Source organism: Candidatus Dormiibacterota bacterium, from assembly GCA_035544955.1.
Taxonomy (GTDB): domain Bacteria; phylum Chloroflexota; class Dormibacteria; order CF-121; family CF-121; genus CF-13.
Genome location: DASZZN010000008.1, coordinates 1 through 16,665, shown reverse-complemented (window position 1 = coordinate 16,665; position 16,665 = coordinate 1). Strand labels below are relative to the sequence as shown.

The 16,665-nt window shown below is 61.8% G+C and carries 11 protein-coding genes; 3 read left to right on the top strand and 8 right to left on the bottom strand.

Annotation, left to right across the window (positions count from 1 at the left end; genetic code table 11):
• Positions 1–143: 143 nt before the first annotated feature.
• Both VHK65_02160 and VHK65_02155 read right to left on the bottom strand, forming a co-directional pair.
• Positions 144–581, bottom strand: coding sequence for a hypothetical protein (locus tag VHK65_02160; protein ID HVS04954.1), 438 nt, complete (start codon positions 579–581; stop codon positions 144–146).
• Positions 582–749: 168 nt separating this feature from the next.
• Positions 750–1,163, bottom strand: a complete 414-nt coding sequence (locus VHK65_02155; protein HVS04953.1) for a HEAT repeat domain-containing protein — start codon at positions 1,161–1,163, stop codon at positions 750–752.
• 275 nt (positions 1,164–1,438) lie between these two features.
• On the opposite strand from VHK65_02155, the gene VHK65_02150 reads away from it, so the two are divergent.
• A complete protein-coding gene (locus VHK65_02150; protein ID HVS04952.1) occupies positions 1,439–1,663 on the top strand; it encodes a hypothetical protein in 225 nt (74 codons plus the stop codon).
• Between the two features lie 132 nt (positions 1,664–1,795).
• Here the strand turns inward: VHK65_02150 and VHK65_02145 are convergent, their stop codons facing one another.
• The 6 genes from VHK65_02145 to VHK65_02120 all read right to left on the bottom strand — a co-directional run bounded on the left by VHK65_02145 (position 1,796) and on the right by VHK65_02120 (position 14,293).
• Positions 1,796–2,251 (bottom strand): SMI1/KNR4 family protein, encoded by a 456-nt coding sequence (locus VHK65_02145; protein HVS04951.1) that lies wholly within the window; start codon positions 2,249–2,251, stop codon positions 1,796–1,798.
• 185 nt (positions 2,252–2,436) lie between these two features.
• Complete coding sequence (locus VHK65_02140) at positions 2,437–3,033, bottom strand: helicase associated domain-containing protein (GenBank protein HVS04950.1); 597 nt, start codon at positions 3,031–3,033, stop codon at positions 2,437–2,439.
• Positions 3,034–4,115: 1,082 nt separating this feature from the next.
• Positions 4,116–4,514 (bottom strand): hypothetical protein, encoded by a 399-nt coding sequence (locus VHK65_02135; GenBank protein ID HVS04949.1) that lies wholly within the window; start codon positions 4,512–4,514, stop codon positions 4,116–4,118.
• 191 nt (positions 4,515–4,705) lie between these two features.
• Positions 4,706–5,119: a HEAT repeat domain-containing protein gene (locus tag VHK65_02130; protein HVS04948.1), complete on the bottom strand. Its 414-nt coding sequence runs from the start codon at positions 5,117–5,119 to the stop codon at positions 4,706–4,708.
• A gap of 401 nt (positions 5,120–5,520) precedes the next feature.
• On the bottom strand, positions 5,521–6,018 hold the full coding sequence (locus VHK65_02125; GenBank protein HVS04947.1) for an SMI1/KNR4 family protein: 498 nt from the start codon (positions 6,016–6,018) through the stop codon (positions 5,521–5,523).
• 286 nt (positions 6,019–6,304) lie between these two features.
• The gene (locus tag VHK65_02120; GenBank protein ID HVS04946.1) at positions 6,305–14,293 is read right to left on the bottom strand and encodes an RHS repeat-associated core domain-containing protein; all 7,989 of its coding nucleotides are present in this window, start codon (positions 14,291–14,293) and stop codon (positions 6,305–6,307) included.
• Positions 14,294–14,418: 125 nt separating this feature from the next.
• Here VHK65_02120 and VHK65_02115 point away from each other — a divergent pair, with 125 nt between their 5' ends.
• Both VHK65_02115 and VHK65_02110 read left to right on the top strand, forming a co-directional pair.
• On the top strand, positions 14,419–15,420 hold the full coding sequence (locus VHK65_02115; GenBank protein HVS04945.1) for a 2-dehydropantoate 2-reductase: 1,002 nt from the start codon (positions 14,419–14,421) through the stop codon (positions 15,418–15,420).
• 30 nt (positions 15,421–15,450) lie between these two features.
• Positions 15,451–16,665: DEAD/DEAH box helicase (locus VHK65_02110; GenBank protein ID HVS04944.1), on the top strand; the 1,215-nt coding region annotated here is incomplete at its 3' end.

Sequence of the window (16,665 nt, the reverse complement as noted above, 5' to 3'; positions counted from 1 at the left end):
AGGCGGTGTCAATAGAAAAACCAAACGAGGAGCGATATGTCGGAGCGGCCGCTACTCAACGCGAAAAATTGACCACGCAGGTTGACGTCACAAATAGAAAAGCCGCCCCACGTGGGGCGGCTTCAGACAGCGGACTCAGCCGGTCAGTCGACGACTGTCGTGCTCGAACGCGGACGGGACATGAGCCGGATGAGCGAGACGACGCCCCATCCGATCAGGGCATAGATCGCCATCGCGACCAGCGACTCCGGCTCGAGAATGGACTTGCCTTCCTGAGCGGTGTTGAAGATGCCGTGGAAGGGCGCCACCAGTGGCCAGGTCACGTCGTACATGAAGCGGACAAACGGCGCCGGATTCGCACCGAATAGCTTGAGCACCAAGCGAATCGCGATCAGGACTTCGATGAAACCGACGATCCACCAGACGGCCTGGATTACACGCGTGCTGCTGCCGCTCTCGCGGTAGACAGCCGTTCGCGAGGTCGACGAGGTCGTTACGGGCGTAACGGGCGCGACCGGCCGAACCGGCTCGCCTGTCGTCGTCTCCTGTCGGACGACTTCGCGATCGTATGAGTCGGCCATGATGATTCTCCTTTGAGCCCGCAGATGGGTACCGAGCGTGGCTCAAACGCTATAGACATGATAGCATATTATATAGCAGCGTGGGCGCTCCATTCGGCCGATCCGCGTCCAGTCCATTTGAAGGGCTAATCCGCTGCCCGGGAAGGCTGTCCGAGCTGTTGGCCTCGACTAGCGACCCGCGGAAGACTCGAGCATTTTGAGCGATCTGACTGCCATTCCCCTGATGGTCAGATCAGGATCGAGTTCAGCCGTGCGCCTGAGCGGACCAATCGCTGCTCGGTCACCGATGTCTCCAAGCAGCTCTGCCGCGTAGAGCCGACCTTGGTAGGACCCACCCTTCAAGAGCCTGATGAGGCCCGGTACGGCATCGGGGTAGAGCCGCGTTCGCATGCGGACCAGAGCCTGGGTTTGCGCCTCGGGCGAACCGTCGGCGAGATCGCGCAGTAGACCGTCGATGTCGACCGGGGCGAAGTCGGCTTCGCGGTAGAGCGCCGCCACCTTTCGCGGGTCCTCCAGAACATCGCCACGATCACCCTGCCAATAAGCTCCCGCCTGCCATCGCTTTAGCAGAGTCGCGGCCATGTCGCCTAGGTCTGAAACTCCATTACGGTTTCCGGAAGCTCGACAAAGTCGACGAATAGAATCGAGCCATTATTGCCCTGGAGCGACACGACTCGCAACGCACCACGGTCATCCTGGAACAGGGGAAACCATGCAGGGTTCCATAGCGATCGGCCGGCTCGTCTGTCCCCCTCGATTGCCTGATTCCATTTGGACAGGCCGACATCGAGCGGTAGCATCTGACCGCCCGGAAACATTTCGGCGCGGTACGGCCCCTCTACAATGTCGGCTCCGTCATGCCAGCGGAAGAGTATTTTGACGAGTTCCGGGAGCTGGTAGGGGAAATCACTGAGAAGCGCCGCAATCTTAGGGCCGGTCAGTCCTGGGCGGAGGGCTCTAGCGAGCGCTGGCGCGCGCTGGCGCAACTCGGTTTCGAGATCGACGAGAATTTGCCCGAAGGCCTCGCTGTTCAGAACCCGATCCTATCGCTGCCGCTCATAAAAAGAGCGATGTCTAAGTAAGGATGGCTCTTGTCGCTGCCTTAACAGGCCGCCAGCGTCTCCATTGAGTGGCGGTCGAGATCGGGTCGGGGCCGGAGAGACCCAGCCTCATCCCCCGTGTAGACATGTACCACATGCTGCGGTTGACGGAGGCTATATGCCCGACTCTCGCAAGAGGTCAAGCAGCCAGAGGTCGAACTGTGGTGAAACCACCTTGGGCTCTTGTTTCGCATCCTTCTCGTGGTCCCAAAAAACCACTGGGCACTCACCCTTATTCAGGGATGCAGTAGCCAGGCAGTAGTGGTTGCCAAAACCGTCATTCATTATCGGGATCAAGGCTCGCGGTATATGCGGGTGCGCGACCGTGCGTTCCATCCCCGTCATCCGTACCAGGTTGAGATATTCTGGGACGGAGCGACCCACGCCGAACAATTCCCACGATCCAACGCCTCCCCACCCGAACTCGCGGAGGAATGCCTTGTAGCTTTCGGGGAACGTGGTGCCAAGCGCAGCCTCGGCCTCCGTCATGTCGGCCTGAGTGGCGCCGCCGCCAAGCTCCTTGTCACCACGGTACCTACGCATCCGTAGGCTGGCTTCTTCGAATAGCATCTATTAGCTAGTCATCAGTTTCGTCAAAAAGGCACGGGTGGGTGGCTCGGTAGTTGCTGCCAGCTCGATGATCGATAACGTCATTGTCCAGCCCCCACGGTTCGGTCCATTTCCAGTGTGGTTGAGATGCGGCACTCCAAGCGATTTGGACCAGCTGGGGTCGGATCGCCGGTCGGGGCTGTTTTCTAGTTCCACCTCCATCCTGGCAGTGCATTCAACTCCTGCGCCTGATCAGATGGAAGGCCCTCGGCGGTATACAAGCGAATGTTCTCGACCCACAGGCCAAGGGGGAACCCGTTCTCGACGTAATCCGATGGCACTGCAGCGTGCCCTTCTCGTTCGACGAATCGTCGCAAGAATGCTAACCCTCGCTCAAAAGACTCTCGCTGAGAGGTCGGTAAGAGATCCGGGCGCAATGCGATCTGACCAGACGCTTGCGCAATCAGCCCCCGGAGTGGAACGATGCCATCATCGATCCGCGACCGGTCGACAACGTGTGCTATGAACACCGTCCACCATGGCTGTTGTCCACCAGGCTCATTGTCTAGCCCCCCCAGGTCAGAATGCCCACTTGGTTCGAGAAGCGCGATTTCTGGCGCGATGGAACCGTCTTTGAGCGGAAATGCAGGATCAACGATCACCAACAGGTAGCGGTCATCGTATGGCTTGTCATCGTCGTCCACAACTAAGAGACGGCGAACAATCTGACAGGTGCGCAGAACGCCATCGAAGTCGTTCGGAATGTTATCTCGATCACCGAGCCAAAACGACTGCGAGCTCACACTTTCAGTTCTCACTACGAGCCGATTGCGGTCGTCGGCGTGCTGGGGCATTGGGGCACGGTCCTCGGCGGATTGGCCGGGTCGCCCCATAGGGAGGATCAAGGGTTTCGATATGAGCTCCTTGCACCTGAACCACCGCCAAAGGAATCAAGTATTCCGACTATAGGAGAACGGTTTACCGATTGGTCTCGCCGTGCTCGGAATGATGCCATTCGTGTCCCTGAGCGTCCCCGAGATTAGACAGTTGCCCAACGCTTGAACGTCGGGAAGGCCGGCGACCACCCGGTACTTTGATGGACCGTAAAGCGTAGGGTCTACTGGCGTCCAGAATAGTCCGAACGGGTTTCCCCCCGGGATTGGTAGACGCGGTAAACTGGCTCTCCCGTCCGAGCTCTACTCGTGGTATCCAGCGGCGCAGGTGCCTGAAGAGGAGATGTTTGCGTGGCAGTCTCGGGCGACCCTGAAGGGGTGGGTGATGCGTTGGGCGGGGCAAGTGGAAGTTTGGGACTAGGGCTTTGACGTAACTGACCTTGATCGGACGGGATGATCGCCAGGGCCAAGCCGAGGGCAAGAAGCTTCAGGTAAATCCCATACCCAGGAGCCATTGGTCCGGCTTCCTCCACAACCCTCCCGGCCCACATCGCGTCATACCAGAATGGCTTCGGCGTCTTTGTGACCACATTAGCCGCGTACTCAACGCCACTCGCGTGGCCGCTCGGATCGGTCAGCGTGGTGGGGTTATTCGCGACGTAGCCATAGAGGTTGTATCCCGGTGTCCCGGGCCCGTTCGGCATACGGTCATCCGCCGATAGGAAGCGCCCGACGACGGGCCCGTAATAGCGTCCTCGAAGGTAGACCAGGCCGCTGCCATCTGTCTGCTCACCGCTGAATCCAAAGATGCTGGAGCTCCCGGTCTGGGAACGCACCGCGCCGAAGTCATCGTAGTCGCTGCCTCCAGCCAATGCGCCGCTGATGTTGACGAGACGCGGATTGAGCCCAGCGCATCGGCCAGCGGATAGATCGCCGTCGACGAGCCACCGACGTATCTCGATCGGCCGCCTGGAACCGTGGTGGGCAGACAACTAGGGGCCTTCTGCGGTGAGTCCACTATCCGAACCAGGATTTTGTTCGCGCCAGCGCTGACGGATCTCCTCTTCGTGTCGCCAGTCGACGCGATGTGCCCAGTGGCCCGGATCGTCGCGAAAGTCTGACTCGTGACCAACTCGGTCGGTCGCAAGCAGCCAGTCGAATTTAGGGTTGTGCTCTGTAGCTTTCAGGCGCACAACCACCCCCTCGCAGACGAGGTTGTCGCGCTTCCCATCTTGGTCGACATCGAGGTCGTACCCCCGCAAGCGAAGTCCCTCCGCAATCTTGATGCCTTGACGCTCTAGGTCCCACTTGACGCCAAGCGTACCCAGAGAGACATGCGTACGGTCCCACATGGCGTTGAAATCGACGGCTACTAGTGGTGGTTCAGACATATCCTAATCATGCTAACGGCGGGCAATCTGCAAGATTCTGCCTCTTACGACTTTGGGGAGCTTGGGTCAAGGCTGGTCAGGCAGATTACTAACCCTCACCATTTTTGACAGGACGAGCTCGCCGCCTGAGCGTCCACCAGTTCCAGGGCGATTTATTTGGACCTATTTCCGGCCGCAAGCCGGTTGGACCGCTAGCGATCCGGCAAGGCCTCTAGCATTTTGAGCGATCTGACTGCCATTCCCCTCATGGTCAGATCAGGATCGAGTTCAGCCATGCGCTCGAGCGGACCAATCGCTGCTCGGTCACCGATGTCCCCCAGCAGCTCCGCCGCGTACAGCCTGCCTTGGTAGGACCCATCCGTCAGGAGCCTAATTAGGCCCGGCACGGCATCGGGGTAGAGCCGCGTTCGCACGAGGACCAGAGCTTGGGTTTGTACTTCCGGCAAACCGTCGGCCAGATCGTGCAGTAGAGCATCGATGTCGACCGGGCCGAAGTCGCCCTCGCGGTAGAGCGTAGCCAATTTTCTCGGGTCCTCTAAAACATCGCCATGATCGCCGCGCCGGTAGGCTCCCGCCTTCCAGCCCTTCAGCAGAGCCGCCGCCATAGCTCGTAGGTCTGAAAACTCCAAGACGGTTTCGGGAGGCTCAACAAAGTCTACTAATAGAAGGGAGCCAGTATTGCCCTGGAGTGACACGACTCGCAACGCACCACGGTCATCCTGGAAGAGGGGAAGCCATGCAGCGGCCGGGTGCGTCTTTAGTGTTTCGACCGCTCCATGCTCGGCTGGAGCATGACCCCGCGTTGTCGCGCCCGCGATTTTCAGTCCGGCGATGGAGATGGCGTGGTCGACCGCCTGGCCCTACGGCCCCACCAGTCGCTCAAATATCGGACGCCGGCCGAGGTCCGGCAGGAGGCGCTTGGATCAACGCAATCCGCAGCCTGAACTGTCAACCACGGGAGGCGTCACGACGCAACGGGCCAGGAATTTACACCACTAAATCCGACTCAACTTGGATCGGTTGGCGGATGGATGACGAGCGAACTCAAAAACTCCGCGAAACTCCGACCTCGAACCACTTCCTTCACGTGTGAGGGTTTGCGGCTGATTTCAATGATGTTAGTCAGTGGCCCCGAGCCAAAAACGTAGCGCCGGCCGTCGCCACCGGACCCGAACGCAACACGGGCCTGGACCCGTTCGGTTGTCCCATTTTCGCGCTCAACTTTGGAAACGCTCCATATATCGAGCCAAGCACTTCCGACCTCACCTACGGCGCCGTCGGAGGATCTGATGAATCGCAGGTAGTCCTCGGGAAAGCGCAGATTAAAGCTACGCTGCAAGCCTTCAATCGCCTCTTTCGAGGCACCACGCCAGCTAAGCGCGAGCCCACCGGTGTTGGGTTGTAACGAATCGTCAAGCCTCGGCCGGTGTCGGAGGTTCCACCAAGTCGTGTCCGCATCCTGTGCGCCGTGGCGATCGCTCAAGTATTTCTCGTAAAGCTCCATGAAATGGAGCACTCCTTCCTCGGCCGAAACGGCTACCTTAGTTGGCCGACGCAACATCCAATGCCAATATGGCGCGGAGGCCGGCTCATCGCCGCCTACGCCTAGCCACCAGACGTCCCCGTGACTATGAAGGAAGAATGGCTCACCGTCAGGTACAGTTCCCCGAACCTGTATAGATCCCAACATCGAAGCTGTTTCGGCGTGGATGCCTTGGCTAACCAACCTGGCAAAGGCAGCCTGCCATCGCGTTAGCTCCTCGTCCACGGATCAATAGCGTAACCGTTGACTAGGGAGTCGTGGAAGGTCGAGGGAACGGCTCCACTGGATACCCTATGGCCTGCAGAAAGCCGACAAGCTGGTCATCCCTAGCAAGCAGAGGCAGGAGTTCCTTCATCGCTGATAGTGCGATTTTTGCGTCGCTAAGGCCAAGTCGTCGTGCCGGCTTCAACAGTGGTGCCAAGTCTACGAGGGGCTGCGCTTCGATATCCGTGACAGGTGCACCTTCGCGCCCCAGGTGGGTTTGCAGCCACGCGCTCAACGCGCCTGGTCCAGTTCTAACGGTCGCCTGGTTGAATGCTGTTTGCGACACCACGGGACGTCGCGTCGCTAGAGCTGCCTCTAGCTCCGGACCCTGATCTTCTTGCAATCCGGCAATGAGCGCGCTTGCGTCCACAGCTACGAAAAGTGACTGCTTGGAACGAGTACGAGCGCGAACAATGAGCTCACTCAGGGTTAGTGCGCCGCTGGTAGTCGCGACCGTAGTCTTATCCGTCAGGGGTGTTGCATTGTCTGTTGTGGTCCCCGGCGGGCCTGGGGTTGGTGGCAGCGGGGTGGGAGCTAACACCGCTTTATCTGAGGGAATCGAGGCGGCGATTCCGAGAACAAGAGCCCATAGGGCATAACGGAGAATCGTGCCGATGATGGTTCCACCCGGTCCACGGTCAGAGATGATCACACGACCCGGAACCTGGGTGATTGGCCTTTCCTCGACAAGGAGCTCGCCACTAGGGTCGGTTGCGGTAGAGGGATTACCTCCGACATAGGTGTAACTATTGAAACCCTGGGTGCCGGCTGCGCTCGGCAGGATGGGGTCAGCCGACAGAAAGCGCCCGCCGGCAGGGGTCAGGTACCGGGCGCGCAGGTAAAGGAGGCTCGAGGGGTCGGTTTGCTGGCCAGTGAACCCGAAGACGGTTGACATGCCGGTTTGCGACCGGAGCGGGCCAAAAACGTCATAGTCCGCACTGCCGGAAATTGCTCCGCTCTGGTTAGCCAGTCCGCGAACCGAGCCAAGGGCGTCGGGCAACGAATACTGCCCGGTCGATATCCCGCCGCTGTCCAACTGTTCCAGCAAGCCACCGGACTGAACGTACCCATGGCTCCCGTCATCGACCAGAAGCGGCAACGCCTCCTGCCGATCCCAAAGATAATTCGCTGCGGAAGCTGATCCAACTTTCGCGGCGGTGCGAGTCCCGTCACCATCGTAGCTATAGCTAGAAGTTGTGCCGCTCACGGTCGCGCTATTGAGGCGCCCAACCGAATCCCAGCTGAAGCTGTCGGCGCCAGCGCTTATGAGATTGCCATCGGCGTCGTAGCTGTAGGTGGTCGCGCCAACCGTCTGCAGTTGCCCTGCGGCGTTGTAGCCGTAGTTGGTGGTGACGCCGTTCACCGATTCCGTCAGGCGGTTGCCAGCCGCGTCATAGGCGTACGACACCTTGTCGCCGTTGGGATACGTGACCTGCGTCAGGCGGTTCAGGGCATCCAGGGTGTAGCTCTCGGTACCTACCGCCGAGGTCACCGACGTGCGGTTGCCCGCCGCATCGAGCGCGTAGCTGAAATCCTTGAGCGGCCCCGAAGGCCCATCGTTATTCACCGAGGTCAGCCGGTCGGCGTTGTCGTAGCCGTAGCTGGTCTTGATGCCGGCCGGGCGCGTCATCACACTGCGCCGACCATCCGGGGTATAGGTGATGCTTGTGGTCTGGTTGAACCAGTCAGTCAGACCCGCGAGTTGGTTCGCGGCATCATACGTGTAACTAACCGTTCGAGCGCCCGACAACGTCATCGACGCGCGCCGGTTCGCGGCGTCGTACGCGTAGCTGACGGTGCCCTGCGGCGCTCCAACAACTGTGACATTCGAGGCGGCGTCATACGCGAACGTCGTAGTACCCGTCGGATCGGTCATGGTCGTTCGCCGACCAAGGGCGTCATAGGCCTGGGCGATTGACCCGCCGGGGAACGAGGTTGACGTCTGGTGATCGCCGGCGTCATATCCGTAGTTGACGGTAATACCGCGACCGTTGACTTTCGTAATCAGTCGACCGGCCGCGTCGTAAGTCATTGTCGTGGCCTTGCCCGCCGGGTTCGTTTGGGTCGCCACGTTGCCCAAGGGGTCGTACGTGAAGCCGGTTGTGTCGCCCCTCGGGTTGACTATCGACGTCTTCTCTCCGGCAGCATCGAACGTGATCGTCACCTTTCCGCCCAGTGCGTCGGTAATCGTGGTCATACGACCCGCAGCGTCATACCCGAAACTCGCTGTATGGTTTAGCGGATCGGTCGACGAGATCCGTCGACCCGCGGCGTCGTACGCGTACGTCCCGGTATTACCCAGCGGGTCTTTGACGGAGGTTTCGCGGCCCAGCGCGTCGTAGCCATACGTCGTGGTCATTCCCGATGGCAGGCTGGTCGATGTCAGGTGGCCAAGCGGGTCGTAGCCGAACTGGGTCTTGCGTCCGAGCGCGTCGGTCGTGGAGACCGTCCGGCCGGCGGCATCAAATGCGTAACTTGTCGTGTGGCCTAGCGCGTCGGTGACACCGGTGCGGTTGCCAGCTGCGTCGTACCCATATGTCGTGGAGTGGCTCAGCGGATCGTTTGCTCCACTCATCCGGCCAGCTGCGTCGTAAGCCGCAGTCGAGATTTGGCCCAGCGGGTCGGTTGTCTGAACTGGACGCCCGAGCGCGTCGACGGAGTATTTCGTCGTGTTGCCGAGGGGGTCGACGCTCGTGACGGCGTGGCCGTTCGCGTCGTAGCCCGTGGCAGTGACGTGACCGAGCGGATCGGTCACCGTCGTCTGATGTCCGTCGGCATCGTAGGCATAGGTGTACACGCCTACGTTGGGCATCGTCTTCGTCGCGAGGCGGCCCGCATTGTCGTAGGCGTAGCTGGTGGTGCGACCGATCGCATCCTTTTGCGACGTGAGCTGCCCCGAGCCGTCGTAGCCATAGGTCGTCACTCCGCCCGCGGCATCGGTGACGGTGGCAAGACGGCCGTCCGCATCGTAGCTGTACCTGGTGACGCCACCTAATGGATCGGTCGATGACGTCAGCTTGCTGGTGCCATCGTATTGATACGTCGTGATCTTGCCCGCGGCATCGGTCCGTGAGGTAACTCGCCCCAGCGCGTCGTACATCTGGGACGTGGTCTGGCCTAGTGCATCCTTTGTCGACAGCAGGTTGCCGAGCGAGTCATAGACGTAACTCGTGTCGTTCAGCAGCGGGTCCTTGCTATCGATCAACCGTCCGCTACCGTCGTAGGCGTAGGTCGTAACGTTGCCCAAGGGGTCCGTCATCGAGGTCGTGTTTCCACTTCCGTCGAAGCTGTACCTCCAGGTGTGGTTCAAGGCATCGGTCCGCGACGTCCGGTTACCATTGGCGTCGTAGGCGTACGCCTCTGTCTGCCCGAGGGCGTTGGTGAAGCTGGTCAGGTTGCCGTTCGCGTCGTACCCGTAGCTTGTCCCGTTGCCCACGGGGTCGTTGAAGCTCAGTGGCGCCCCGAAGGCATCGTAGGCAAGCCGGACACTGTGCGTGAGCGGCCCAGAGAGTTGCAACAGGTTTCCATTGCTGTCGTAGCTGCCAGTCCATGTGTGGACGAGTGGATCGGTGCGGCCTAAGGGACGACCGACGGCATCGTAGGTCGCCGTGCTTGTCAGTGTTTTGGCGTCGAACACCTGGTCCTGGCGGACAATGTCACCAATGTCATCCAGGGTGTAGACGGTCGTTAACCGGCCGGCCGCGTCGGTCACGGTTTGTTGCTGGCCGGCCACATTCGAAGTCACCTGCGTCGTGTTTCCGTTGCCGTCGGTGATTGAGGTCAGGCGCCCGCCGCTGTCATAGGTCAGTGTTGTCAGTGGGCGCGTCTGGGTTGGGCCCGTCGCGCTGAGTAAATCGTGTGCGGCGTCGTAGCCGTAGGTCGTGACGTTGCCGTTCGGATCGGTCGAGGTCGCCAGGTCGCCCGTCGACGAGTAGCTGTAAGAGAGCCTCTGGCCGCTCGGCCCGGTCGCGGCCGTAATACGATTTCCGTTGGCGGCATCGCGCGTCAGAGTGATCGAGCCGCCCGACGACGAATGGACACCGGTCCCGTCCACGGTCAGCGAGTTACCGTTCCGGTCCGTTTCGGAGACCAGACCGGTGGTCCGATCGAGCAGCAGGACATGACCATCGTGAGTCGTCAGCCGGAAGCGCTGCGGGTTAAAGGGCAGCCCGATGCTGTCGTAGAGGTTCCCGTCGAAGGTATAAGTCAGCGTTCCGTTGCCGTCGGCCTGGAGTGTCGATGTGGTCCCGGGGCGCGCGGTGAAGGCCGAGCCTCCGCCGACAAAGACATTCGTGCCTCCGGTCGGAGTGAAGTCGAAAATCTCGTCGTGGCCATCGGGGAATACGACGACGACGAAATGCGGGGACGAACTCTTGAACGCTGTCAAGCAAAGGCCCACCCCGCACAGTGCGTTGTACTGGGTCCAGCCACCGGCGCCGAGCGCTCGGTTGGTGCTTGTGCGGAAGTTGACCATCTCGACTTTCCAGCCGACGCCGAAGTCGCCGACCCGTTTGTCAATGCTGTCGTAGGTCCGGCGGACCTGCATCTGGAAGCCGTTGACCGGTACGTTGAGGTCCTGGTAGGTCGTGACGTAGCGCCCGAGCTTCAAGTTGCCGAAGACGATCACGGACGTGGTCAGCGTCTGGGTTCCCCCACCGCTTGCCGTCGCCGAAATGCTGATGCCGTACGTATCGTTCGGCAAGAGCGTGGGGTCGAATGTCGCCAGCGTTGCCGGAGGCGTTCCCGTGCCGCTCGCCAGCATGACGGGCGGGGCCGGATCGAGGTCCTGGTAGGAAACGCTCCAGGAAGTGATCGTCTGGCCGGCTGGTGGCGTGATGGTCGCGCTGATCGGGACTGGCTTCGTCACCGTGGTGCCGTCGGCGGGTGAGGGCGCGGTAATAGAGGGCGGCGGCGGCCCAGGCGACCCCGGCGATGGACCCGGAGGCGTCGTCCATGAAACCACCGTCACGTTCGACACGGTGCGTGCCCCCGCAATCGTTGCCGTGACCTGCACGTTGTCTGTGCCGGCGTTGATCCCGACGTACGACAGATTGACCAGGCCGCTGGCATCGGTCGTACCGTTCACCTGGCCGCCGTTCGCCCCGAACACCGAAAGCGTCACCGGCAGGTTCTGGATCGGACGCCCCGTCGAGTCCATGGCTGCGGCGGTAAACACCTGCGTCTGACCGACGGTATCGCTCGCAGCCGAGGCGGGTGTTAGCGCGATGGTCGCTGCGGGTGGGATCGGCCCGACATCAACCGGCGAGAACGAAACCGACGTCCAGGGCAGTGACTCATTCGCGAACCCACAGTTGGCGATGTCCGACCCGCCCGTGTTGATGACCTGCGACATGTCCGGGTAGTTGCGGACAACGCCATTGAGCTTCACATGCACGATGGGGATCGTCCCGAAGATCGTGCACGAAGGCACGTTGATGTCCGATGTATCCATCGTCTGATCGGCCATCTGCGTGACGATCAGGGTCCCGCCGGCCGGAACGGTCAGGTTCGACCCCCACTGGTCGTAGTGTTTATTTCCGACATCGACAGAAACGCCATCAAGGACGACGGCGCTGGTGCCGGGGTTGTCGATGCGGACCGCGCTGTTATCCCAGCTGAACGGCCCGAGGACACCCATGAAGTTGGTATTCGGTGACCCCTGCCATGGCATCGGAGTGAACCCGCCACCCGGTCCACCGGGATGGGTCTCGGCATAGCCGGTGTAGACGGCAAGGCCCGTCGGATCGGCCGCGTAGGCGACGGCGCGCATGGTCAGTGAATCCTGGCCGCAGCAGGGTGCATAGTCGATCTCGTATGGGTAGCTGCCAGACGCCGGGAAATTCACGACCATATTGATCGGGGCGATCGGGAAGTCTTTATTCCGATCACCCATCACGGGGTAGCCCGTGAATGGCATGGCCGACGGCGGATTGTATAACTGTCCAGTCACCCGGGTTGCGCCGCCACCGATGCCGAAGATCATGGCTCCCGCAGCATGGATCTGGAAGGCGACCTTGCCGGCAGCGGCGACGTTGAACGTGCCCGTGAAGCTGGCCTGGAAGTTATACATGTCCCCGCCGGCGATACGGCCATTGCCCTGGGCGACGATCGTGCCGCTGTAGTTGCCGTTGACGTCGGTCGTGACATCGGTGAAGGGATGGCTGTAAACGCCTAACCCGGACACGTTGTTGGGCACGATCCCCGGTGGGGGATTGAAGGCGATGTTCGGGAACGTTTGGCCGAAGGCCGGCGTGTAGGTTGGATTGATCGCAATCGAGTAGCCGAAGTTAAGGTCGTAGAAGTTGCCTTGCACCGGCGACGTGGTGACCGGGCGCGTCAAGGCGACCCAGGACACAGTCGCCGTGTTCGATTGCAACGGGGGCGAGGTCGATGGCACTGTAGCCAGCACTGCGTCCGAACCAACGTTTGCCCCCGTGTACGTGAAGACCGCTATGCCGTTGGTATCAGTCGTGGCGGTGCCGGTTGTCGGGTTGACGCCCGCAACGGTGAAGCTGACGGCGCGGTTGGCAACCGGGAGACTGAAACGATTGAGCAAGGTCGCCTGCATCGCTTGGGTATTGCCAGTGAGGATCGGCCCTGCAGCCCTGGGTGAGAGGGCGAGAGTTGCGCCCACCAGCGAGTTGTTGATCGATGTGCTGAAGCTGCTCGATACCGGGCCGTATGCGTTGCCGTTGCCGTCCTGCCACGTAACCGCCGCGATGTCAATCAGGTTGCCAGGCTGCTGATTCGACGGGATCGCGTAGGTCGCCTGCGCGGTGCCGCTCGCGCCGGCGGCTAGCGTCGGCGGCACGCCGGAAACCGTTCCGGTCGCCCCACCGGGCAAAGCGTCGATGATAGCCAATTTGCTCGCCACCGCCCCGCCGCTGTTTTTCAGGGTGAGCGGGTATGTGGCCGTGCTCCCCGCGTCAGCGGTGGCGGGGCCAGCTTTCGTAATTCCGACGATTGGCAAGTGTTCAAGGGTTGCGGCGGGAGGCGCAGCTGCCGATACCGGGCCCGTTGGGCCATCCGCGCGAACGCTCGCCGTCGCGGTGAGCGTCGATACGTCGAGCGCACTCAACCGGGTGAAGTAGGCCGTATCCGTTTCCGAGGCTCCCTTGGCGGCGGGTACGGGAACCTGGTAGCTCGTCGAATAGTTGGCCGATGCTCCCGGTGCCAGGGAAGAGAACGCGGGCACAGTTGTCTTTGTGATCTGGACGGCGCTACCGGATGGCGGAGTGACCGTGACCATGACATTTCGAGCGTTGAAGAAACCCGCCCGAATCGGGTTGGGACATTCTGGCTGGTCGGTCCACCGTTCACCGGCGGGATCCCCTGGGCTATCCTCGGCATGTTCGCGGAGGCGTAGTTTTGGCGACGCCTGGATGGAGGCGAGTTGCGCGGCCGTTAGTGTCAGGCACGCCTGTCCGGACCAGGCTGCAGTCGCTCCAGACCCAATCTGAGCGCCAAGGATCGGGTCGCCCTGGGTGGGATAGGTCACGCCGGTGGCCGGCGCGCTTACAACGGTCAGCGTGATCCCAGTGGTAACCGCGGGGGTGACCACCGGAACGAACGCTGTCTGGGTGTTTTGGACCCCAACGACGGGCGTCCATTTGAGCGCGTTGGAATCCCAGTAGTCGAGCTCTTCGAAGTAGGAGCCGATGGTTGCAGTGGCGCTCCCGGTGTTCTGGGCGGTGAGGCTGCCGGTAATGCAAGCAGTGATTCCCGTGTGGGTGACGGAACCCGAATACGCCAGACGGTCGCCTGGAATCGCGGTGGTGCGGTCGACTGCGAGCGTAAGACTGAGGTTGGGGTTGACGGTGACTCCTGTAATTGTTCCGCGCAGTACAAGATGTGACGTCGAGTTAGCCCGTGCGGGCTGCGGCAACACGGCAGACAGTAAGGAGATGGCCGTGATCCCCACCAACAATTGCCGCGAGCGTCTCCGCAACGATGCTGGCACAGTGCCCGCCATGGATTGCCCCTCTAACGATCGACCCTTCCCTAGGTGTCCTACCCTTCTACGCCCCCCGCGCCAGGTGGTCAAGCAAAGGGTTGTGAAGAGGCACAGTCCCAGGCTTCGGTAAGTTGTAGGGGGAAATGCCTGAAACGGTTGTCGTCTACGGCGCCGGCGCGATCGGGAGTTTGGTAGGAGCACGACTCCACGATGCTGGCGTCGGTGTCCAGCTGATCGGACGCGAGGCTCAGGTCAACGCGATCCGCGCGAAAGGGCTTTTGGTCAAAGCGCTTGAGGGGTCGCACGTCGTCCAACTGCCTGCCACGACGACGCTGGAGGGGGCAGCCGACATCATTCTGCTCACGGTCAAGTCTCAAGATGTTCAGGACGCCTGCCGGGTCATTGCCCAGAAGAATTCGAATGCCACTGTCGTCACGATGCAGAATGGCGTCCGGTCGGACCGCGAGGCGGCCGACATCCTTGGACGTAGTCGGGTGGTGGGTTGCGTCCTCAATATCAGTGCGACATATCTCGAACCGGGCGTGGTCGAGCAGAACACCCGCGAGTTCTTTCAGGTGGGAGCGCCCTTTCCCGAGGCCGCCGCGCGGGTCGACCCGGTGGTGGCGCTGCTCAGCCCTGCTATGAGGGTTGAGATCGTCCCGGATATCGCCCGCGCCCGTTGGACCAAGCTGATGGCCAACTTGAACAACGCGATCATGGCGATTACCGGGTTGCCGATCGGAAAAGCGCTTCGCCATCCAGGGCTCGCCCGGCTCTCGATCGCGACGATTCGCGAAGGTGTCAGAACGGCGCAGCTTGGTGGGTTCGGTCTCGACCAGAGCCGCCGGGCCCGGACCTTTCGGCTGATGTCGACGCTTCCCATGTCCCTCAGCTACCGCATCTCCCGCAAGCGGCTCGCTGGCAATTTCCCACCCGACAGCACCTATGGCCCGTCAACCCTGCAGAGCATTCAGCGTGGTTCGAGTAGCGAGCTCGATTACCTGAACGGCGAGATCGTCACTCTCGGCAAACAGATTGGCCGCCTGACGCCATACAACACCGGATTGCTGGAGCAAGGCCGGGCGGTTTTCGCCACCGGGCGCCACCTGAGCCCAGAGGAGCTGCTACAGCACTTCAGGTTTTGACCCACCGACCCGCCGCAATAAACTAAGCCTATGCCCACTGTCCTGGACCTGTTTTCGCCTGCGGCGCGGGCCTGGTTCGCGGGCGCCTTCCCGGCGCCAACCGAAGTCCAGGAAGGCGGCTGGCGGGCTGTCGCCGCCGGGCAGCACACCCTGATGTCGGCACCCACTGGCAGTGGGAAGACGCTTGCCGCCTTCTTCTGGTGCATCGACCGGCTCGCGACGGAGCCGGTGCCGGCCGAGGCCGAGCGGTGTCGGGTGCTCTATGTGTCCCCGCTCAAGGCCCTGACGGTTGATATCGAGCGGAACCTCCAGGCCCCCCTTCGTGGCATCGGGCTGCAGGCCGAGCGCCTGGGTCTCAAGCTATCGCCGCTCAATATCGCGATCCGCACCGGCGACACGCCGCCGCGCGAGCGCCGGCAGATCGAGCGCCATCCGCCGGACATTCTCATCACCACCCCGGAGTCCCTGTTCCTCCTGCTGACGAGCGCGGCCCGTCAGATCCTGCCGAGCATCCGGTGGGTGATTGTCGACGAGATCCACTCGATGGCCGACACAAAGCGCGGGGCGCACCTCGCGCTGAGCCTGGAACGGTTGGCGGCGCTGACGAAGACCGAGCCGCAACGCATCGGGCTCTCGGCAACCCAGCGCCCGCTGTCGGAAACGGCGCGCTTCCTCGGCGGCACCAACCGCGAGGTGACCATCGTCGATGCCGGTCGCGTCAAGCCGATGGAAATCACGGTCGAGGTCCCCGTCGACGATATGGCGGACCTCGAGCGGGGAACTGAAACGTACAGTGGGCCCGCAGCCGTGATTGGGGCTGAGCAGGAAGGACCGCGCCGCAGCATCTGGCCGGCGATCCATCCCCGCATTCTCGAGTTGGTTCGCGAGCACCGCTCGACCATCATCTTCGTGAATTCCCGCCGCCTGGCGGAGCGGCTGGCCGCGGCGATCAACGAGCTGGCAGGCGAGGAACTGGTCCGTGCCCATCACGGATCGATCGCCAAGGAGCAGCGCCTCCTTGTAGAGGATGCGCTCAAGGCCGGCCGGCTACCCGGACTCGTCGCGACCTCCAGCCTCGAGCTGGGCATCGACATGGGCGCCGTCGACCTCGTGCTGCAGGTCGAGGCTCCGCCGAGCGTTGCGGCCGGCATCCAACGCGTTGGCCGCGCCGGTCATTCCGTGGGCGAGATATCGCGCGGCGTCATCATCCCGAAGTTCCGCGGCGACCTCCTCGAGTCGGCAGCG